16 protein-coding genes and 1 pseudogene are annotated in these 20,011 nt (G+C 64.1%); 7 read left to right on the top strand and 10 right to left on the bottom strand.

Features of this window, described 5'->3' with window-relative positions; genetic code table 11:
- Window positions 1-8: 8 nt before the first annotated feature.
- Window positions 9-245 carry an HGGxSTG domain-containing protein gene (locus IVB18_RS51845; protein ID WP_276581225.1) on the top strand — a complete coding sequence of 79 codons (237 nt, stop codon included), beginning with the start codon at window positions 9-11 and terminating at the stop codon, window positions 243-245.
- Window positions 246-838: 593 nt separating this feature from the next.
- On the opposite strand, the gene IVB18_RS36290 is transcribed toward IVB18_RS51845, so the two are convergent.
- The gene (locus IVB18_RS36290) at window positions 839-1,726 is read right to left on the bottom strand and encodes a hypothetical protein (RefSeq protein ID WP_247985080.1); all 888 of its coding nucleotides are present in this window, start codon (window positions 1,724-1,726) and stop codon (window positions 839-841) included.
- 346 nt (window positions 1,727-2,072) lie between these two features.
- On the opposite strand from IVB18_RS36290, the gene IVB18_RS36295 reads away from it, so the two are divergent.
- The gene (locus IVB18_RS36295; protein WP_247985081.1) at window positions 2,073-2,336 is read left to right on the top strand and encodes a hypothetical protein; all 264 of its coding nucleotides are present in this window, start codon (window positions 2,073-2,075) and stop codon (window positions 2,334-2,336) included.
- 201 nt (window positions 2,337-2,537) lie between these two features.
- Here the strand turns inward: IVB18_RS36295 and IVB18_RS36300 are convergent, their stop codons facing one another.
- The 8 genes from IVB18_RS36300 to xylB all read right to left on the bottom strand — a co-directional run bounded on the left by IVB18_RS36300 (window position 2,538) and on the right by xylB (window position 12,900).
- The gene (locus IVB18_RS36300) at window positions 2,538-2,960 is read right to left on the bottom strand and encodes a hypothetical protein (protein ID WP_247985082.1); all 423 of its coding nucleotides are present in this window, start codon (window positions 2,958-2,960) and stop codon (window positions 2,538-2,540) included.
- A gap of 181 nt (window positions 2,961-3,141) precedes the next feature.
- On the bottom strand, window positions 3,142-4,341 hold the full coding sequence (locus IVB18_RS36305) for a LuxR C-terminal-related transcriptional regulator (protein ID WP_247991812.1): 1,200 nt from the start codon (window positions 4,339-4,341) through the stop codon (window positions 3,142-3,144).
- 1,047 nt (window positions 4,342-5,388) lie between these two features.
- The gene (locus IVB18_RS36310; RefSeq protein WP_247985083.1) at window positions 5,389-5,907 is read right to left on the bottom strand and encodes a DUF3455 domain-containing protein; all 519 of its coding nucleotides are present in this window, start codon (window positions 5,905-5,907) and stop codon (window positions 5,389-5,391) included.
- 203 nt (window positions 5,908-6,110) lie between these two features.
- The gene (locus IVB18_RS36315; protein WP_247985084.1) at window positions 6,111-7,043 is read right to left on the bottom strand and encodes a hypothetical protein; all 933 of its coding nucleotides are present in this window, start codon (window positions 7,041-7,043) and stop codon (window positions 6,111-6,113) included.
- Window positions 7,044-7,608: 565 nt separating this feature from the next.
- Window positions 7,609-8,556, bottom strand: a complete 948-nt coding sequence (locus IVB18_RS36320; protein WP_247985085.1) for an ABC transporter substrate-binding protein — start codon at window positions 8,554-8,556, stop codon at window positions 7,609-7,611.
- A 98-nt stretch (window positions 8,557-8,654) separates the two neighbouring features.
- Window positions 8,655-9,695, bottom strand: a complete 1,041-nt coding sequence (locus IVB18_RS36325; RefSeq protein WP_247985086.1) for a ribose ABC transporter permease — start codon at window positions 9,693-9,695, stop codon at window positions 8,655-8,657.
- Entirely contained in the window at window positions 9,688-11,211 is a 1,524-nt protein-coding gene (locus IVB18_RS36330; RefSeq protein ID WP_247985087.1) for a sugar ABC transporter ATP-binding protein, read from the bottom strand. The genes IVB18_RS36325 and IVB18_RS36330 overlap by 8 nt, the downstream gene beginning before the upstream one ends.
- 243 nt (window positions 11,212-11,454) lie before the next feature.
- Window positions 11,455-12,900 (bottom strand): xylulokinase, encoded by a 1,446-nt coding sequence (gene xylB / locus IVB18_RS36335; RefSeq protein WP_247991813.1) that lies wholly within the window; start codon window positions 12,898-12,900, stop codon window positions 11,455-11,457.
- A 200-nt stretch (window positions 12,901-13,100) separates the two neighbouring features.
- Here xylB and IVB18_RS36340 point away from each other — a divergent pair, with 200 nt between their 5' ends.
- Both IVB18_RS36340 and IVB18_RS36345 read left to right on the top strand, forming a co-directional pair.
- Window positions 13,101-14,354 carry an MFS transporter gene (locus tag IVB18_RS36340; RefSeq protein WP_247985088.1) on the top strand — a complete coding sequence of 418 codons (1,254 nt, stop codon included), beginning with the start codon at window positions 13,101-13,103 and terminating at the stop codon, window positions 14,352-14,354.
- Window positions 14,355-14,389: 35 nt separating this feature from the next.
- Window positions 14,390-15,231: pseudogene (locus IVB18_RS36345) on the top strand (PhzF family phenazine biosynthesis protein).
- A 421-nt stretch (window positions 15,232-15,652) separates the two neighbouring features.
- Here the strand turns inward: IVB18_RS36345 and IVB18_RS36350 are convergent.
- Complete coding sequence (locus IVB18_RS36350) at window positions 15,653-16,120, bottom strand: hypothetical protein (RefSeq protein WP_247985089.1); 468 nt, start codon at window positions 16,118-16,120, stop codon at window positions 15,653-15,655.
- Between the two features lie 155 nt (window positions 16,121-16,275).
- Between IVB18_RS36350 and IVB18_RS36355 the strand changes: the two genes are divergently transcribed.
- The 3 genes from IVB18_RS36355 to IVB18_RS36365 all read left to right on the top strand — a co-directional run bounded on the left by IVB18_RS36355 (window position 16,276) and on the right by IVB18_RS36365 (window position 20,009).
- Window positions 16,276-17,469 (top strand): M20/M25/M40 family metallo-hydrolase, encoded by a 1,194-nt coding sequence (locus IVB18_RS36355; protein WP_247985090.1) that lies wholly within the window; start codon window positions 16,276-16,278, stop codon window positions 17,467-17,469.
- A 77-nt stretch (window positions 17,470-17,546) separates the two neighbouring features.
- A complete protein-coding gene (locus IVB18_RS36360) occupies window positions 17,547-18,635 on the top strand; it encodes a mandelate racemase/muconate lactonizing enzyme family protein (protein WP_247985091.1) in 1,089 nt (362 codons plus the stop codon).
- A gap of 225 nt (window positions 18,636-18,860) precedes the next feature.
- Window positions 18,861-20,009, top strand: coding sequence for an amidohydrolase (locus IVB18_RS36365; protein ID WP_247991814.1), 1,149 nt, complete (start codon window positions 18,861-18,863; stop codon window positions 20,007-20,009).
- Window positions 20,010-20,011: the final 2 nt, after the last annotated feature.

The raw sequence follows: 20,011 nt of genomic DNA on the forward strand, positions 1-20,011 counted from the left end.
CCGTCCCGATGCTGGCAAGCCCGCGCTGCGGCGCCCGGACCCGCAGCGGCGGCACGTGTCGTTCGCCGGCCGCGCACGACAAGGCGCGATGCCGCATGCACGGCGGCACGCCGAGATCCGGCGCACCTCGGGGAAACCGGAATGCGTGCAAGCATGGGCTGTTCACGAGGGATGCGAGCGCCGAGCGAAGACAGGTCCGGCTGATGCTTGATGAGGCGCGGAAGCTGTTGCGGGAGTTGAAATAAGGCGAGCGTCCCCCGTTCCCGCCGAGCATCGGTGCGTCAGTTCTATGGATACCAGCGTGCATCGAGGTGCTCGCCCAAGCCGCTAACATCAAGAAGGGGCGCGACCACTGCGATACGCGCCCCTTCCAAAGATCCACGCGCGCTGTCAGACGGGCCTGCACCTGTTCCTGCCGTTGTAGTTTAAGCACTGCATTTTGCGCGGTTTGCCGAGCCCCGTGGACCGCCCAGGAAGGCGGTTAACGGGATGGCCCGCGCTGTCATAGACGGGGCGCCGGACGACGTTCGAGGCCAGCACAATGCTCGACTCCGACGCAATCGGGAGGAGAGGTGCCGCCATCGCGGACACTGGGTGTACGATGGCGACAAATGTTGCGCTGGCAACGGTGGCGACCGCGCATGCGATCGAAAATCTTCTGGTCTTTGTCATGGTTGTCGTAGCTCTCCGTCCGGCTTCCATTAATCCCCGATCAAGAATTGCATGGGACGAGTGAGCACGCGTCCTCCGATCGGTGGACCTGCCCTCCGAGATAAGCAAAAAATCGCAGCGCGAAAATTCGCGCTGCGATCCTGCTTCGGTTCACGCTTGTTTCGATTTAGTGCGGCTTGCGGTCGTTGCCGCCATTCGTGGACCGTGCTGAACCCGACCCACCCGCCGTTTTTTGTGTCTGGGTCATGGTCACGCCACCTCCGCCACCCGATGCCTTTCGATGATCGCGGATAGCCGGCTCTGCCCCGTTGCTGGGTGGAGCATTCGTGCTGACCGTTCCAATGGGAGCTGCGGGCGGCGGACCGCCGGGCGTTGGGGCAGTAGCGGTACCTTGGCGATGATCGTTGACGACGGGAGCGGCGTTACCCAACGCGTCGCTGTTGCGATGGCCGGTCGGTTGGGGCACCGGTTGGCCCGCTGCGACCGCTCTGTCGCGGACGACCTTGTCGCGCCTCAGAGCGTACTCGTTTTTCGCAGTTGCCGGATTGGCGTATGCGGCATTGACGCCCGCGGCCTTAAGTTGTCGGGCTAATTCAGGATCCCAGACGTGATAACGGGCCCCGTTCGGCGCCAAAATCATCTGTCCGTTTTCGGTCGGAACGCCCTGCTTGACTGTATAGGTGCTGGTGCCCGCCCCATCTGTAACGACGACCGTGGTGTACTGGCCGTTCCAGCCCCGGTTCGGGTCGTCGTCGATGACACCCTTGCCGTTGCCCTTGCCTCCACCCGTTCCTCCCTTGTTAGTCTCCTTGCCTCCTGCCCCGCGGCCTCTCACGTCTTCGCCTTCATATCCCCTCTTTCTATTCCTGTTTTCGCACGCTTTCTCTGCTATGTTGCAGGCCCCGAACGAAGCCAATTTTTCGCCGTCGCGAATGCAATGGTTGAATCTTGCCGAGCAGTTTTCGGGCTCGGCAAAGGCCAACTGGGTGAAGGCCCCGAAGCTGATCAGCGTGAGCGCGATGGCGAGTGTGGCTTGGTGTGAAAACTTGCGCATTCTGAGTCTCCGGTTGGTTCACAGTCTGTCCTGACTGTGGAATTGTTAGAATTACCCACCCCATCAGCGCTGCCCGCATCATGGCCGTTTGCCGATCGCGCCGCGTCCTGCGATCGGGGGATACTCGCGCGAACCGATGGATCGTCGTCGCTAGGCCCGCTTCGCCTACATTCATGTTTTCGATCAAATTATGCGGCCGTCCATCCCTCGATCGGAGGATTTGGCACTGACCGTTTTCCATCAGGATCGCGGTGAAACTCGCGGGATTTTCCCGGAGTTGCATTCAACGATCGATCAACGGCATTCGTCGAAACGCCGCAAGTGATCGAGCAAACAGGAAACGACTATGCTGAAGAACCACGTAACAACACCCCGTATCCTTGCCACGCTTGCGGCGGGATTCATTCTGATGGCAGCGACGGAAGGTGCGCTCGCCCGGGTCAACACCGGCACCCGCCCGATTAGCACCAGCGCCGGCAAAGCTTTTGGCATCAATGCCGGTGTCGGCAAAGGCGTCGGCGCAGATGGCGGCGTTGCCATGGGCGGCAGCAGCGGTGCAGTTGTCCCCAAGCCGCCGCGGTTCCATCACCCCTTCCCTCCGCGTGATTAACTGACGTCAGCTCGCGACTGTCGGCGCCGCTTCAAGCCGTAGCCGGCAGTCGCCGCCGTTTTCGACGATAAGCACAAGCAGAAACGCAGCGCGAAATTTTCGCGCTGCGTTTCCGTTTCAACTTGTTCGATTTGTTGCGGGCTTGCGGCCGGTGCTCCACATGCTGTCCTGCCCGTGGAATTGGCCGAACCACTCGCCCGGCTAGCCGCCCGGCTGCGGCCCGACTACACCGCGTCGAAATAGATCTGATTGTTGCGACGTCCGCCCCGGATGCTTTCCGATAATGGGCGGGCTTTCATAGCGGCTATGCCTGTGCCGGCGCTCGTAGCGATACCGGTCGCCATGTTTGTGACTTGAGCTGCCGTCATGGCCCACACGACCGTCACCTTTTCCGGGAATGGGAACGGGAGGAAGAGGCTTGCCGATCGGACCGCCGGGAGCGGGTTTTTCAACGAGGAGAGCGGTGCCGCCACCTCCCGACTGGATCTTGGCTCCGGTGTTGCCGGTGCCGGGTCGGGCACCATTTCCTGCAGACGCATCACCCGTCGCCACGGCCAGGGCGATACCGACCATGAGCACCGGAAGAAGCCGGATCGACATGGCAAAACTTTTAGGTGTCTTCATCAACTATCCTCTCGCTGATTTGGCGGGCGCGACGTGCTGCCTGCTAAAAAAATCCTGAACTCATTCAGAACAAGATTCGGCCGGACCCTAGGGCGGTGCTGAAAGGCCCGCGTCCTGCGATCGGAGGACGCGGGCCGAGAAAGCGACATGGCGATCTTTTTGGGTCTGCGCGGTATCCGGATCAGACCGCCAGCGGCGTCGAAAAACCGGCGACCAGTTTGACCAGATCGGCCTGACGGCCGGCGCCGGTCTTTTCAAACAGCCGCCCGACATGCGTCTTGATGGTGGTTTCCGCGACGCCGAGGGCGGTCGCCACCTCGGGGACCCCGCCAACCTCAACGACGGCAATCAGCACGCGCAACTCCATTGGGGTCAATTTGAAAGCTCTGCCTATAACTTCCGGACGTGATGGAGTTTCCAACGCCGCCTTGCGGACGAATACCGCCGCGATCGCGGTGTGGTTAATTCCGGCGTCACGGCGCGCACCCGAGGTCAACGGCAGCACGTGCGCGACGTAACGCTCGCCATCATGCGCCGTCAACGGCAATGCAATGCCCTTGATGCCGAGCGCCGCATTACCCTGCGCAGCAAATGCAAATACTTCCCGCAAGGTCTGGTTGACCTGCGCATCACCTGCCACAAGCTGACCTCTGATCGAACGCAGGAAATCACCGGCCCCGAGAATTGCACGTCCAGCCACATTGGCGTGGGCGATCTGCCCGCGGCCATCCACGAGAAACATGCCGGCGCTAAGGCCATCGAGGGTTTCGGCGAGCGCAGCTGTTTCGGCGCGCCTGAAATCGATCGCCTTGCCGATGAGGATCGCGCGGCGGACATGAGGCACGATACCGGCGATACGCCGACGCATTTCGCCGTCGACCATACCGCCCAACTTGTCCCGGACGATTCCGAGAAACGCGCAACTCGTCAGCGACTTCTCGAGCACCGCGCTTGCAACGTCGGTCCACCCCTGCGGCCGCGCCCATTCCTGATAAAAGCGCCCCTGGCGATATTCCTCATAGGGTACGAGATCCGGAAGGCTCACGATCTCTCCCACACCAAAGAGCGGCACGCCTGCCAGCGGATCCAATTGCGCATAAGTCTTCGAATAAGCCTGCATCTCGCTGGGATCGACCCCGTACTGATGGCGGGCCTCGACAACTGCGCTCGTTGAATCAATCACGGCAAGCGCGCCAGCTCGAGCTCCGGCAAAGTCGGCAATCTTCGCGAGCACGCCGGTCCACATTGCAGGATCGAGCGCAGCATCGTAGATTTCGCCAACAAGACTGCTGTTTTTTTCAGCTTCGGACGTGTCGCTCATCCGCAACGCGGGCTTGGAGACGCGACCGGCCGCTCGAATTTTCTGGATTTCTCGAATCACACTTGTCAAGAACGCTCTCCCGTCAAAATGAATACACAAAACTTGCGATATGAATGGCAGCACGGCACGGCAACCCGTGGTGGCCCCAGATTGAATAATTGCAACGGCGGCCTCGCGAAAAACGAAGATGCGGCCCGGCGCCGCTCGGCAACAAGGCAGTGCATGACTCCAGGTAGCCCCGTGCTCGCGAACTGCCAACTAGCAGTCCTCGGCATGTACGACTAGTTCAGGAAATGAATCGGGCGTGGGCGGAACTGACCTGAGCAATTTCGGTCGCCTGGCCATTTGTTGCGGTCGCAGGCACTATCCAGCCAAGGATGCCCCAGAATGGGGATGGTTCGACCGTCCTGCACAACTGCACTTTCCAGGGTCGAGATCGCCTCGGTCCGGCGAACCTGCCCTTGGCGTTTCCATCGACAAAACTTGCAGAGTCCTTCGTTGCCGACCCCGCGTACGACTCTTACATCGCGGCTCGCAAAGCCGGTAGTGAAAGCCGCTTCCAACTAATCGACGGTACCGATTTGGCAGGTACAATATCGTATGTATCTGCGTAAGGGATGAGTTACGGGCCACGCGCACTTGCATGACCTAATCCCGCGCTCCTCTTCCTTGCGAGCATCCTGCGGAGCATTCGACTTTCCGACGGTGTAAAGTGGAATTCGACAAGACTGCTAACGTCGCCTAACTCATGCAGACTCGCGTAGTAGATTCGATGAGGACGCATCATCGAGAGAGCGGCTTTACTTTTCCGGGTCTTTATCGAGGAACGATCCGGATTTCCGCACAAGAAGGGATGCGTCGAGCAGCCGATACTCACTTGGCAATGTGAACGGCGAGTTTGGCGGTAACCAGCTTAAGGGGCTCGCCGAAGCCTGGGCAGGTTTCGTTTCTCTCGGTGCCTTCAAGGCCATGGACGACTCCCTTTAAAATGTTGCCTGCATTTGTCGGTATTTGGCGTCACGGGCGCCACATCCTCGTCATTTTCGACGCCGGTGTTTCCCGTTCATCGTTACGTGAGCGCACGATTTCACCGAAGGCTCGCCGCCTTCAGTCATTTCGCAAGAATATATAGTCTGCCGAATAGGGCACGCTGCGGAAGGCACCCGCTTCGTCGCATGGTCCGCGTGCTAAGCCGCCTCGAGTGTTGACACGCTGCACGTGGGTCACACCGGAAAATTTGCCCTTGCCGCGTTGATCCACAACATCGAGCTGGAGCCATGGGATATCGTCCTCGGTCGCGCCAGGCGCGCTGCTGGCCGATTTTGCCTGTATCACGCTGCCATCGACGTACTCCCAACGCGGGCCCGCGTAGTGGCGCCCAACCGTGCTGCCGTCGAAAATAAGCGTGGCAGTCGGCTCACGGGCCCGCCAAGCGAGATTGCCGTCGGACGCGGCCCTGCACTCGTAGACCTGGGCTCCTTCGGCATGAAGGACAGCAGCAACTGCCAGGCCGGGCGTTGCAATTGCTGCGGAGACCTCGACCGAGGGATGGGACGCAGTAGCCGCGTTAAACGATCCGACGCTCAGTGCGAAGACGAATAGCGGCAGTTTCCAACAAGCATTCATGGCTATTCTCATAGATGATGGGGGATGCCTGGAGGACGCGAGCAATTCGCGGTCGAACAGTTATGGTCATGATCGAAGTCCGGTTTCCGCGGCCAGGCTTCGTGGGGCGAAGGGCGAATGCGAAAGGCTTCGAGGGCGGGAGCGTCCCGCCAACACGTGGGCGACGGGTATGAACCCGCCGCCCGCGCGATCGATTGCAGAGGTCACCAAGCAGTAAAGAGGTCATAGATATCCTTCGCCGACTCTTCCACTTCGTGAGCGGCGCCCTTAATGCCACCTTTGGCGAGGCCGTACCCAGCAGCAACGGGAGGGACAAAGGTGAGGACTCCAACTCCTAACGCGGCCTTGTCGGCAGTCATCCCAATCTTAATACCTGGTGAATCAAAACCGGTGACAGTGCCTCGAGTGGTCGGCGCCTCCGGCGTCGGCGCAACGCTGACGACCGTCTTGCCTTCCCCGTTTTTGGCGCCAACTTGAACGTTGTTCTGCGCGGCTCCGACACCGAGCGCGTTGGACACGGTCACCGAGCTCCCGTTCAAGGTCACCGAATCCTTACCGTTGGTCACCGTGATCTTGCCTGGACCGCTGGAATACGCCGAAACCCCTCCCGCACCATTGGGGATTTCATACTTGGTCACGCCGTTGGACACGGTCACGTTGCCGGCCGGCGGACTGACGATGGGGTGGATCGTGTTTACGGCCGAAGTGACGCCGGTCGGGCTTCCGGAACCGGAAGCGACGGGATTGCTTGCAACGGTCTGCGGTGGCTTTCCGCTGGCCGCCTCGACCGGCTTGCCGCCAGAAGGCATCTTGTGCCTGCCGTCACCAAGCCGCTCTCCGTCACGGCTCCACTTTTCATGCTTGTGGTCCTGCTCGTTGCCATGCTTGTTGGAGCGATCGAACTTCGCATGATCAGAGTTGGGCTTGTCGCCGCCATGACGCTCCGCGAGGATGGGACGAATGTCGTTCCGACCGGGATTGGCAGTGGTGAGCCTGGCGTTATCGCCTCTACCTTGACCAGAATTGTTGCCGCCATGATGCCCGGCATTGCCTGGCGCGCCCGCAAGCAGAAGGATCCCAGCCGCAAGCGTTGCGATGGAGCCGGTCGATCTAACGAGGCATTTGAATTCTTTCATGGTTCACCTGCTGTGTTCGGTCGCAGATTCCAAATGGGCTGCGACTGGGTTGCCGATCTCTTCCCCGGCAACAACAGTGACCTCGCCTTGGGCGCCCTGCGTCCCCCGATCGGAGGACGCGAATGGCAACTCCCGTCATGAATTCATCAACTGGGCGTTACCCGAGTAATCTTCATAACGTTGACTCGAAGCATCTTCCGAAACAGAGCCGCTCTTCAAACTATTGATGAAATATCTGACAAGTTAACGAACCAACGTTTCGTCACCGTCGTCGGCCGGGCGGAATCGGCAAGACCACATTTCGCTATCGCGTCGAGCGTAAACATCGATAACGTCACCGAACAATTTTCCAGGATTGACGGTCGACAGCAAAAAGCCCTTGAAAACATCATGTTTTCAAGGGCTTTTGGTTGCGGAGACGGGATTTGAACCTATGACCTCAAGATCATGAGCCTGACGAGCGAGCGGGCCAACCCAGCCCCGGTCAACCGCTCAATGCCGTGCCAACAGCTCGCACCACGCAAGCCGGTCGGCGCCGCGTACGGCGCCGGCCGTGTCTTGCCACCTACTGCGAGCGGTCCGAGGTCCAGCCCTTGTACTCGCCGATGTTGTCGCGCGTCACGAGTTTCGACGGCAGCAGCTCGACGGTGGCCGCAGGCTTCTGGCCGTTGAGGATGCCGACGCCGACCTGCACGGCGCGGCGGGCCATGAAGAACGGGTCCTGCGAGGCGGAGGCCTGGATCTGCGGCGACTGCGGGTCCTTGAGGGCTGCTTCGATGTCGGGCGCGCCGTCGACCGCGGTGATGATGATGCCCGTGCGCTGCTGCTGGCGCGCCGCGAGGTCAGTGCCGATCGCCTGCGGATCGTTGATGGCAAAGACGGCGTCGATCTTGGCAAAGCGGGTCAGATAGCCCTGCGCCACCGTCAGGCCGCCTTCGCGCGAGCCCTTGCCGTCCTGGTCGTTGGACAGGACCTTGATGCCGGGGTTCTTGCCGAGCACGTTCTTGCACCCGACGACGCGGTCGATCACTGCGGAGACCTGCGGGCCGTTCTCGATGATCACATCGCCTTTGCCCCCCAGCTTGTCGACGATGTACTGGCAGGAGATCTCGCCGGCCTGGACGTTGTTGGTGGTCACCGTGGCGTCGGCGCCTTCGGCGGCGGTGTCGACGGCAACGACGACGATGCCGGCCGCCTGCGCCTTCTTGATCGCCGGTCCGACCGCCTTGGGATCGCCGGGATTGAGCAGGATCAGGTCGACGCCCGCAGCGATGAAATTGTCGATCTGGGTGACCTGCTTGCCGAGATCGTATTCGAAGCCGACAGCGGTGATCTTCACGTTGGGGTTGGTCTTTTTGGCCTCGAACTCGGCGCCCTTCGACAACGCGACGAAGAACGGATTGCCGAGCGAGCCCAGCGAAACGCCGATCGACTTGAGCTCCTTGGCCGAAATCGGCGCGGAGCTCAGGACAAGCGCCATAGCGGCGCCGGCAAACGAGATCGTCTTCAACATTGGCTTCCTCCCTGGTCTGTTTGAATCTCCGTCACGACGACCAGTTGCCGTGACAGAATCAACATGACGGCGCGGCGCCCGCCGCATTTCTCTCGTGCTCAAGTCCGGGCCGAGCCCTGCAGTCGATAGCGGTCCAGCGCCACCGCGCCGATGATCACCAGGCCCTTGATCACATATTGCCAGACATCGGACACGCCGATCAGGATCAGGCCGTTCGACAACACCGCAATGATCAGCGCGCCGACCAGCGTCCCCCAGATCGAGCCGATGCCACCGACAAAGGAGGTGCCGCCCAGGATCACGGCGGTGATGGCGTCGAGCTCGTAGGACTGGCCGAGCTGGAGGCCATTGGCCGCGTAGAGACGAGCCGCCTGCATCGCGCCGCCGAGGCCGGCGAGCAGGCCGGACACGCCATAGACGAAGATCAGCACGGCCCAGACCTTGATGCCGGCGAGCCGCGCCGCGCTCTCGTTGCCGCCGACCGCATAGATGTGCACCCCGAGCACGGTGCGCTTGAGCACCAGCCACGACACCAGGATGACCAGCAACGCGATCACCCAGAGCCAGGGAATCGACACGACGCCGGGAATAAGCGTGAGGGCGCCGTTGCCGATGAAGGCATAGGGTATAGACGGATTGAACACCGTGGTGTCGGCGCCGAGCAGGCGCGCGGCGCCGCGCACGGCGGTCAACGAGCCCAGCGTGACGATGAAAGGCGGTAGCCGCAACAGGGCGATCAAGGCGCCATTGAGGATGCCGAAGACGGCGCCGGTGAGCACCGCGGCCGGCAACCACAGCAGCCCGAGATCGGGGAATTTGGAGATGATCAAGCCGGCCATCGCCGACGCCGCGAGGATGGAGCCGACCGAGAGGTCGATGCCGCCGGTGAGGATGACGAAGGTCATGCCCGCGGCCAGCACGGTATTGACCGCGGACTGCTGCACCACGATGCCGATGTTCTGGCCGGTGAAGAAGCGGCCGTCCGACAGGACATGAAAGCCGATGCACAGCAGCAGCAGCACCGGCAGCATGCCGACCGCGCGAATGATCATCCGCGTGCGCTGCCGCTTCGTCTCTTGCGCTGCGGCAAGGCCGGGCGCGGTGGGGGCGGTCTTGGCCAAAGCGCCATTGTCAGGCATCGAGCTGCTCCGTTCCGGTGGCAAGCGCCATGATCTCCTCCTGGCTGAGCGGCGAGGTCGCACCCCGCCGCATCTGGCCGGCGATGTGCCCTGCGCGCATCACGATGACGCGGTCGCAGATGCCGATGATCTCGGGCAGGTCGGACGAGATGACGAGAACCGCGGTGCCCGACTTCGCAAGGTTGTCGATGATCGAATAGATCTCGGACTTGGCGCCGACGTCGACGCCGCGCGTCGGCTCGTCGAGGATCAGGATCTTTGGGCCGATCGCGAGCAGCCGCGACAGCAGCACCTTCTGCTGGTTGCCGCCGGAGAGCCCGCCGGCGGGGACACCGACATTCGCGGCGCGGATGCCGAGCGCCGTGAAGGCTCGTTTGGCGCGGTCGCGGGCCTTGTCGCGGTTGAGGATGCCGCCGAACTTCGCATCCCGGCCCAGCACGGCGAGATTGATGTTGTCGAGGCAGGACATGTCGAGGAACAGGCCGAGCGCCTTCCTGTCCTCGGTCAGGTAGGCAATGCCGGCGTCCAGCGCCTCGCCGGGCGTGCGGATGCTGACCGCGCGGCCCTCGATCTCGACATGGCCCGAGATCATGGGCGCGGCGCCGATGATGAGATGCGCAAGCTCGGTGCGGCCGGCGCCGACCAGGCCGGCGAGGCCGACGACCTCGCCCGCATGCACCGTCAACGAACACCCCTTGACGCGCCGTCCGTCGGCGATGTCGACGGCCGCAAGCACGGGCGCGCCCGGCCTCGCCTGCGGATCGTGGTCCTTCTTGTAAAAGGACGAGACGTCGCGCCCCACCATCATCCGCACGATGGCGTCGGCGCGGATCTCGGGCTTGTCGAGCGAACCGACCAGCGTGCCGTCGCGCAGCACCGTGACGCGGTCGCCGAGCGCATAGACCTCGTCCATGCGATGCGAGATGTAGATGATGGCAAGACCTTCGGCGCGCAGCTGGCGGATCAGGGCGAACAGCCTTTCGCTCTCGCCGGCCGACAGCGCCGTGGTCGGTTCGTCCATGATCAGGATCCTGGAGCGGGCGTGCAGCGCGCGGGCGATCTCGACCAGTTGACGCTGGCCCATCGACAGATTGGCCACCAGCGTCTGCGGCGTGAAATCGGCGCCGAGCCGCGCCAGGATCGGACCGACGCCGGCCTGCATCGCCTCGCGCGCCAGCAAGCCGCCGCGGGAGACCTCGCGGCCGAGATAGATATTCTCGGCGACGCTCAGATTGGGGGCGAGCGAAAGTTCCTGATAGATGATCGCGATGCCGGCCGCGCGGCCGCCGAGCGGGCCGTTGATCTGCACCGGCTGGCCGTCGATGCGGATTTCGCTGCCCGGATCTGGCCGGTAGGCGCCCGACAGGATCTTCATCAGGGTGGATTTGCCGGCGCCGTTCTCGCCCATCAAGGCGTGGATCTCACCCGGATAGACGGTGAGGTCGACGTCGCGCAACGCCTTGATGCTGAAGAAAGACTTGGAGACCCGGCGCATCTCGAGGATGGGCTCGCTCATCACACCTCCCCGACGTGCCGACGGCGGCATCGCATCTCACCCGCGTCTCGTTTGGTCCCTGGCGCGCGTGGGCGCATTAAACAAAAGGCTGCGGCGCAGGGCAATAGCTCCCGCGAGCTCACGAACGGTCGGGAGCGGATTTATCTTTTCCAGACGGAACCGATGTTCGGACGTGATGCCTTTTCTTCGCCACATCGTCGCGCACCATCCCTCGCCTCGGTCGCGACCGTGTCGCGAGGGATGTCAGCGCCGCGGCCGATACAGGCGCCGCCATTCCGGAAGCCGCTCGGCATAGGCTTGCGCAAGTGCGGGCTCAGGCTGGAACGTCTCGACGCGCTGCGGCGCGGTGCAGACGGCGTCGATCGCCTCCCCGGTGACCGCGAGGCGCCCGAGACGCGCTGCGCCAAACGCAGCGCCGGTTTCGCCATCGGCAAATCGATGCACGGGGATGTTCAGGACATTGGCCAGCACCGAAAGCCAGAACCGCGACCGCGAGCCACCGCCGATGACATCCGCCTCCGCGATCACCAGTCCGGTATCGGCAAGCACGTCCCGGCAGTCCGCAAGCGCGAAGGCAACGCCTTCGAGCCCGCCTTGCACGATCGCGTCACGATCGGTGGCGTGACTGAGCCCATCGAGCATGCCGCGCACGTCCGGATCATCGTGCGGGGTGCGCTCGCCGGAGAGATAGGGCAGGAAGCTGACAGGCGACGGAGCCTTCGGGCGCAACCCGAGCGGCGCCAGCAGGTCAGCCTCGGACGCCCCCAACAGTCGCGCGATCCAGGCAAGGCAGGATGCGGCCGAGAGGATCGCGCCGGCCTGGATCCATCTGCCGGGGACGGCGTGACAGAACGTGTGCACGACCCGCTCCGGATTGGCCGCGATTGTCTCGGTCGGCACCAGCAGTGCGCCGGAGGTTCCGAGCGAAATGAAGGCTGCGCCCGGGCCGATGGCGCCGATGCCGATAGCTCCCGCCGGATTGTCGCCGGCGCCGCCGGCGATCATCGGTCGCCTGATCATGCCCCAGCGCTGCGCCATCTCGCTCCGCAGCCGTGCCGCCGGTGCGCAGCCCTCGACCAAACGGGGCATCTGCCGGCGCGACAGGCCGGTCGCGGCGAGCCCCTCATCCGACCAATCGCGGCGCGCCACATCGAGCCACAGCGATCCCGAGGCGTCCGAGACATCCTCGATCGCCTCACCGGTCAGCACCAGGCGCAGATAGGCCTTGGGTTGCAGCACGAGCCTGGTGGCGGCGAAGATCTCCGGTTCGTGCCTGGCGACCCACAACAACTTTGGCGCCGTGAATCCAGGCATGGCCTTGTTGCCTGTCGTCGCCCGCAATGCGGGCCAGCGCTGCTCCAGCTCGGCGCATTCCGCAGCGGACCGTCCGTCATTCCAGAGAATGCAGGGCCGCAACGGCGTGAGACCGGCATCGAGCAGCGTTGCGCCGTGCATCTGGCCCGACAGGCCGATGCCCTCGACGTCGGCCAATTCGCGCGCGTGATCAGCCTTCAGCGCGTCCAGCGCCGCGAACGTGGCCTCTATCCACTGCGCCGGGTCCTGTTCGCAATGGCCGGGACGTGGCGCCTTGACTGTCAGCGACCGGCTGCGGCTCGCCACCACCCGCTGCGCGTCATCGACGAGAACGATTTTGACGGCAGACGTGCCGAGATCGATGCCGAGATACATGATGTCACTTGCCTTGCGCGCCGGCCCCATGGGGCAGACAGCCCGCACCATCGCTGCATAAATTTGCGCTGCATAAATTTGCCGCCATCGCCTCAAATCTGCAAGGCCGGCCTGCGTGCCCTGTCGCGGCCTCCTCCGCCATTGGCACGGCCTCCCCGATCGTGTAACGCCACCCAAAACCTTCTCGGGACGGGACGCTGATGGGGACCGCTGCCACGAACGACGCGGGCGATGCCACCCGCGCGCTGATCTTTGCGCTGGTCGCGCTGGCCTGCGGGCACATGCTGTCGACATTGCTGCGCACGATTCCGGCGGTCAGCCTCGATCTGATGGCGACGGACTTTCATATCGAGCCGCAGGCGCTGGCGAGCCTCACCTCGGTCTATCATTTCGCCTTTGCCGCGGCGCAGATCCCGGTCGGCGCGGCGATGGATCGTTTTGGCGTGCGCCCGGTATCGCTCAGCCTGCTCGGCGGGACCGTCATTGGCGCAATCGCTTCGGGCTTTGCGACGGGGCCCGAGAGTTTTGCATTCGGGCAGCTGCTGCTGGGTATCGCGACCTCGGGCATGCTGATGTGTCCGATGACGCTCGCCGCCAAGCAATTGTCAACGGCGCGCTTCGGGCTGTGGTCGGGCGCGATCCTCTCGATCGGCAATGTCGGTATGCTGCTGTCGTCGAGCCCGCTCGCCTTCGTGGTCGATCATTACGGCTGGCGCGCCGGGTTCTGGATCTCTGGGCTCGGCGGCGTTCTGGTGGCACTCGCGGTGTTCGCGCTGGTGCCGAACCAGCCGGCCGAGCACAAGGACGAGTCTTCGCCACTGTCGCAGATGATCGCGGTGCTGCGGCTCGGCCTGTCGCGCCCGCTGCGCGGCCTGATCGCACTGGCGCTGGTGTCGCTTGCGACTTCGCTGGTGCTGCGCGGATTGTGGGGCGGGCCGTGGCTGATGCAGGTCAAGGGATTGTCACGGGTCGAGGCCGGCAACCAGCTCGGCGCGTTCACGCTCGCGATGATCATCGGTCCGCTCTGCATCGGCATGATCGACCGCAGGCTCAGTCGCCGCCGCGAGCTGGTGGCCGGCACGCACCTCGTCGCGGCGCTTCTGGTCGGGCTGATGGCGCTCGGCGCGCCGCACTACGCGGTCTCGGCGCTGTTCGGCGTTTCCGTGATGCCGCCGCACTACGATCTGGTGCTGTTCGTGCTGATTGGGCTTGCGGCCTCCGCGCAGCCGCTGCTGTTCGCCATGTCCCGGCAACTGGTCGACGCGCAAACCGCGGGCAAGGCGCTCGCCGCGGTCAATCTGGCTTTCTTCCTCGGCGCGGCCCTGATGCAGTCGATCACCGGCGCGGTGGCAGCGCTCGCGGGGCTGCCGGCGGTGCTGCTGTTCATGGCAGCGGCGCTTGTCGTCGGGGTGCTGATCTTTCTGGCGTATACGCGGACAGTCCAAAACCGATAAGCTCGGAGTTCCTGATCTTCACTCCGGAGGGACGAATGCACGTACAGCGGATCGCCGCATTTTCGCAAGGCGCAAGCGGCGGCAACCCTGCCGGGGTCGTGCTCTGCGACGCGTTGCCTCCGGCCGACCGGATGCTGGCGATCGCGGCGGAGGTCGGGTATTCGGAGACGGTTTTCGCCGCGCCGAATGCGGATGGCTGGCGGGTGCGCTACTTCGCGCCCGAGATCGAGGTGCCGTTCTGCGGCCACGCAACGATCGCGCTCGGCGCCGCGCTTGCCCTTGCCCATGGCGACGGCACCTTCACGCTCCAGCTCAACGACACCAGGATCACGGTCACGGGCTGGCGGAAGGAGTCCGGGCTGATGGCGGCGCTGCAATCACCGCGCACGCGCAGCGCGCAGGCACCTGAGGCGCTGGTCGCGGCCGCGCTCGGACTGTCATTGCCGATCTCGACCCGCGCCTGCCTCCCGCGATTGCCGAGGCCGGCGCGCAGCATCTCGTCCTCGCCTTGGCGAGCCGGCAGAAGCTGGCCGCTATGCACTATGACCTTGAGCAAGGGCGGCGGTTGATGACGGCGGTCGGCCTCGTCACGATCAGCCTCGTCCATGCGGAAACCGCCACGCTGTTCAATGCTCGTAATCCGTTCGCAGCCGGCGGCGTCTACGAGGACGCCGCGACGGGGGCTGCGGCCGCAGCCTTCGCCGGGTATCTGCGGGACCTTGGTTGGCCTCATGGCGGCATGATCGATATTGTGCAGGGCGAGGACATGGGTATGCCCTCGCGGCTGCGCGCCGAGATCAGCCCCGAACCCGGCGCGAGCATCCGGGTGTCCGGCGCGGCCCGGCAGATGTGGCCGGCGAAGCTTGCACGCGGATGAGCGACGCGTGATCTGCCCTACGCGCCACCCATCCCGCGCGGCTGGCTCTTGATCCGATCGCGATAGGCTTCGAAACCCTGCACGAGGTCTTTGCCGGGAATCCAGTCGTCCTCCTCATCCATCAGCCCGGCCTCCAGCATTGCGGCGGCGGAGGGCCAATGCAGATCAACCCAGCGGCGATCCTGTCGTCCGCCATGCCGTCGCGCCGATCGAAAGCACGAGCGCGCCATAAATCGCAAGCGGGGTCAGGGCCAGCAGGACCACTGCATCCTGACGGTCGGATTGTCAGGGCCCGATATGTAAGAAAGGATCGTGGTGAAGGTGCCAATCAAAGCCATCAAGTTGACCGAGATCACCCGCGAGAGCCCGCTGCAACTGGCGAGCTCTCGGGGTCGATGCTGAGCGCCGGCATGGCGCAGGATTAGCCCTTCCCGAACATCGGATGCGCGTTGTTGCACGCATTGACCGCCGCGTCGTTTATCTTGGGATCATTGCGATACTGCGGCAGCAGCTGCGAGTGCACATTGCGGATGCACTTTGTATACTCGGGGTTCATGTGATTGAGGAAGCTCAAGTCGATCGCCGCAGCCGGCCTCGTGCCGACGACGGAGCCGAGCCCAACGACGAGGACGGAGGCGAGAAGAGTGGTGCGATAGAGCGACATGGTGATGTCCCTTTTCCGGCTGCCCAATTGCAGCGTGGAGACACCATGCATCAACTCGCGAATTGGGTCGGTGACGGAGATCACAGAGCGGTTTGAGGTCGCTATCCGGTCTGATGCGGCAGGACGATCGTTTGATCCGCTCGCGTTAAGAGACTCGAGCCCCTGCAGGAGATGCTTGCCCAGGACCCACTCGCCGCCTTCGTCCATCAACACCGCCTTCAGCATCCGCCCTTAGACAGACGCCGCGAGCGGCGATTGCGTCGGCTCCGCGACCATGCGCGGACAGCAACGCAACGCCGCCGTTCATGCGTTGAGTCGGCCTTGCGAAACAACGCACAGCAGGAGATGTTGACACGTACCGTGCATCCAAGGAATGACTCATGCCTGTCGACACCAAAGCCGCCACCGACCGCCTCATGCGCTTTCTCGCCATCGAGGGCGTCACCGGACAGGAGGCGGCGATCGGGCGTGAGCTCACGGCCGCGCTGCAGGAGAGCGGCGTGCCGGCGGGCGCGATCCGGCTCGACGACGCCAACATCCGCATTCCCGTGCCGACCGAGACCGGCAACCTCATCGTAGACCTGCCCGGCCGCGGCACGCTGCACAACCAGCCGCGGATCATGTTCATGACCCACATGGACACGGTGCCGCTCTGCGCCGGCGCACAGCCGAAGCTTTCGGGGCGCAAGATCGTCAACCAGGCGAAAACCGCGCTCGGCGGCGACAACCGCTGCGGCTGTGGCGTGCTGGTGACGCTTGCCGCCGAGCTTGCCAAGCAGAAGCTCGATCATCCGCCGATCACGCTCTTGTTCTGCGTGCGCGAGGAGAGCGGGCTCTATGGCGCGCGCCACGTCAAGCTGGATGAGCTCGGCTCGCCGGTGATGGCCTTCAACTATGACGGCGGCTCCGCCTCCAATGTCATCATCGGCGCCGTCGGCGCGGATCGCTGGAACGTCGAGATCTTCGGCCGCGCCTCGCATGCCGGCGTCGCGCCGGAGCGCGGCATCTCTTCGACGATGATCCTCGCGCTTGCGCTTGCGGAGGTGAAGGCCGGCGGCTGGTTCGGCAAGGTGGCCAAGGGCAAGCGGCAGGGCACCAGCAATGTCGGTCCCGTCACCGGCGGCGATGGCCGCCCCGCAGGCGATGCCACCAACGTCGTCACCGACTACGTGCATGTGCGCGGCGAAAGCCGCAGCCACGACGGAAAGTTCTTCAAGGAGATCACCAAGGCCTACAAGGCCGCGTTCGAGAAGGCGGCCAAGAAGGTCACGAACGCCCAAGGCAAGTCCGGCCGCGTCAAGTTCAAGGCCGAGACCGACTATCATCCGTTCCGCATGAAGGACAATTTGCCGGTGGTCAAACGCGCGATCGAGGCCGTGTCCGCGGTCGGCGGAACACCGAACGTCCGCGCCGCCAATGGCGGCCTTGACGCGAACTGGATGGTCCGCCACGGCGTTCCGACCGTGACGTTCGGCGCAGGCCAGAACGAGGCGCACACCATCGACGAATGGATCAATCTCGACGAATACGACCGGGGCTGTGCGCTGGCGCTCCAGCTTGCAACGATGCGGTGAGCTGCGTTGCGCTACGCACGCTTGCCCGAGGGCGCTCATCGGCCTAGCCTGCAAGAAAAAGCAGGGATGAACGCCCAATGGCACGCATCGCAGCGATCGAGACCGGATTCTACCGGATCCCCCTCCCCGTCACGCTCTCCGACAGCACGCATGGCGAGATCGCCGCATTCGAGCTGATCACTTGCCGCATTCGCGATGCCGATGGCGCGGACGGTGTGGGCTACACCTACACGGTGGGACGCAATGGCGGTGCTGTCGCCGATATCCTCAAGCGTGAGATCCCGCCGCTCGTCGAGGGACGCGAGGCCGACGACACCGAAGCGATCTGGCATCACGTCTGGTGGGGCCTGCATTATGGCGGCCGCGGCGGCCCAGCGGTGCTGGCGCTGTCGGCGCTCGATATCGCGCTGTGGGATTTGAAGGCGCGGCGCGCCGAGCTGCCGCTGTTCCGGCTGCTCGGCGGGTACGACGCGCGCGTGCCGTGTTATGCCGGCGGCATCGACCTCGATCTTTCGATTGAGGCACTGCTGAAGCAGACCGACGGCAATCTTGCAAAGGGCTTTCGCGCCATCAAGATGAAGGCCGGCCGGCCCGATCTCAAATCCGACGTCGCGCGCGTCGCCGCCATGCGCAAGCATCTCGGCGACGGCTTTCCGCTGATGGCGGACGCCAACATGAAGTGGACGGTCGAGGAAGCGATCCGCGCCGCCCGCGCGTTTGTTCCCTACGACCTCACCTGGCTCGAGGAGCCGATCATCCCGGACGACGTCGCCGGCCACACCCGCATCATGCAAGCCGGCGGCGTGCCGATCGCGGCCGGCGAGAATTTGCGCTCGCTGTGGGAGTCCAAGAATTACATCGTCGCCGGCGCGGTGTCCTATCCCGAGCCCGACGTCACCAATTGCGGCGGCGTGAGTGCGTTCATGAAGATCGCGCGGCTGGCGGAGGCGTTCAACCTGCCCGTCACCAGCCACGGCGCGCACGACATCACCGTGCATCTGCTCGCGGCGTGCCCGAACCGCTCCTATCTCGAAGCCCATGGTTTTGGGCTCGACACCTATATCGAGCACCCGCTGGTGCTCGAAGACGGCCTGGCGCTCGCGCCGGCGCGGCCGGGCCATGGCATCGGCTTTGACTGGAAGGGGCTGGCGAAGCTTTCGCCGTAGGGCAATCCGTCATGCCCGGGCTTGTCCCGGGCATCCACATTCTTCGTGCTGCGAGGCAAGACGTGGATGGCCGGGTCAAGCCCGGCCATGGCGATGTGGGGACATTTGGCCCCAAAGCATCAACAAACCACTTTGCTGCACGCGAGGCATTCCAAGGCGCTTGATGCGGCGGGCGGATAATCGGCTATGGTGGCGGCCGTCGACACCATGCGAAAGATGCCCGCCTTGACACCCGAGCTGCACCAGAAACTGACCGCGTGGCGCCGGCATTTGCATGCGCATCCCGAACTCTCCCTCCAGGAAAAGGCCACCGCCGCCTTCGTGCAGGAAAAGCTCACCGAACTCGGCATTCCCTTCGAGGCCGGCATCGGCGGGCACGGCGTCGTCGCGACGCTGACGCGCGGGTCTGCGCAAGGCCGCGTCGGCCTGCGCGCCGACATGGATGCACTGCCGATCACCGAGGATACCGGGCTGCCTTATGCCTCGAACACCCCCGGCGTGATGCATGCCTGCGGACATGACGGGCATACGGCTTCGCTGCTCGGCGCGGCGGCACTGCTGGTGGCGGATACGGACTGGAGCGGGACGGTCGACTTCATCTTCCAGCCCGCCGAGGAAGGCTTTGGCGGCTCGCGCGCGATGGTGGCGGCGGGGCTGTTCGAACGCTTCCCGATAGATCGGGTGTTCGGCTTTCACAATTGGCCCGGGCTCGAAGCCGGTACGATCGCGATCCATGACGGCGTCGTCATGGCCTCCGGCGGGCGCGTCAGCATCACCATCGACGGCCATGCCGGACATGCCGGCATGCCGCACCTGACGCGCGACCCGGTGATGGCCGCAGGCCATTTGATCGTGGCGCTGCAATCGATCGTTTCGCGCAGCGTCGATCCGCTCGACACCGCCGTGCTCTCGCTGTGCACGATCGAAGGCGGCACGGCGCGCAACCAGATCGCGGGGCGCGTCATGATCGGCGGCACGCTGCGGTATCATCGCGACGCGGTGAAAGATATTATCCTGGCGCGGATCGAAGCGATCTGCGCCGGCATCGCGACGAGTTTTGGCGTCAAGGTCACGCCCGAGATCGTCATGGGCGTCGGCGTCGTGATCAATACGCCGGCCGAGGCGGGCCTCGCCCGGATGGCTGCGGAGAAAGTGCAGGCCCGGGTGCGGCGCGATCTCGCGCCCAGCATGGCCGGCGAGGATTTTGCGTTCTATCTCCAGCACCGGCCCGGCGCCTTCGTCTGGATCGGCAACGGGGAATTGCGCGACGGCGCCGAGCTGCACGGCCCGCGCTACGATTTCAACGATGCGATCCTGCCGGTTGCGTCGCGCTGGATGGCCGAAATCGCCAAGACGGCGCTGGCGTCGAACTAGCG

The sequence above is a fragment of the Bradyrhizobium sp. 186 genome (assembly GCF_023101685.1).
Classification (GTDB): Bacteria; Pseudomonadota; Alphaproteobacteria; order Rhizobiales; family Xanthobacteraceae; genus Bradyrhizobium.

What these genes read in the sequence shown, in the direction of transcription:
- IVB18_RS51845 (WP_276581225.1), top strand. Translation starts at nt 9, where the DNA reads ATGCTGGCAAGCCCGCGCTGCGGCGCCCGGACCCGCAGCGGCGGCACG.
- IVB18_RS36290 (WP_247985080.1), bottom strand. Translation starts at nt 1,726, where the DNA reads ATGCGCAAGTTTTCACACCAAGCCACACTCGCCATCGCGCTCACGCTG.
- IVB18_RS36295 (WP_247985081.1), top strand. Translation starts at nt 2,073, where the DNA reads ATGCTGAAGAACCACGTAACAACACCCCGTATCCTTGCCACGCTTGCG.
- IVB18_RS36300 (WP_247985082.1), bottom strand. Translation starts at nt 2,960, where the DNA reads ATGAAGACACCTAAAAGTTTTGCCATGTCGATCCGGCTTCTTCCGGTG.
- IVB18_RS36310 (WP_247985083.1), bottom strand. Translation starts at nt 5,907, where the DNA reads ATGAATGCTTGTTGGAAACTGCCGCTATTCGTCTTCGCACTGAGCGTC.
- IVB18_RS36315 (WP_247985084.1), bottom strand. Translation starts at nt 7,043, where the DNA reads ATGAAAGAATTCAAATGCCTCGTTAGATCGACCGGCTCCATCGCAACG.
- IVB18_RS36320 (WP_247985085.1), bottom strand. Translation starts at nt 8,556, where the DNA reads ATGTTGAAGACGATCTCGTTTGCCGGCGCCGCTATGGCGCTTGTCCTG.
- IVB18_RS36325 (WP_247985086.1), bottom strand. Translation starts at nt 9,695, where the DNA reads ATGCCTGACAATGGCGCTTTGGCCAAGACCGCCCCCACCGCGCCCGGC.
- IVB18_RS36330 (WP_247985087.1), bottom strand. Translation starts at nt 11,211, where the DNA reads ATGAGCGAGCCCATCCTCGAGATGCGCCGGGTCTCCAAGTCTTTCTTC.
- xylB (WP_247991813.1), bottom strand. Translation starts at nt 12,900, where the DNA reads ATGTATCTCGGCATCGATCTCGGCACGTCTGCCGTCAAAATCGTTCTC.
- IVB18_RS36340 (WP_247985088.1), top strand. Translation starts at nt 13,101, where the DNA reads ATGGGGACCGCTGCCACGAACGACGCGGGCGATGCCACCCGCGCGCTG.
- IVB18_RS36350 (WP_247985089.1), bottom strand. Translation starts at nt 16,120, where the DNA reads ATGCTGAAGGCGGTGTTGATGGACGAAGGCGGCGAGTGGGTCCTGGGC.
- IVB18_RS36355 (WP_247985090.1), top strand. Translation starts at nt 16,276, where the DNA reads ATGCCTGTCGACACCAAAGCCGCCACCGACCGCCTCATGCGCTTTCTC.
- IVB18_RS36360 (WP_247985091.1), top strand. Translation starts at nt 17,547, where the DNA reads ATGGCACGCATCGCAGCGATCGAGACCGGATTCTACCGGATCCCCCTC.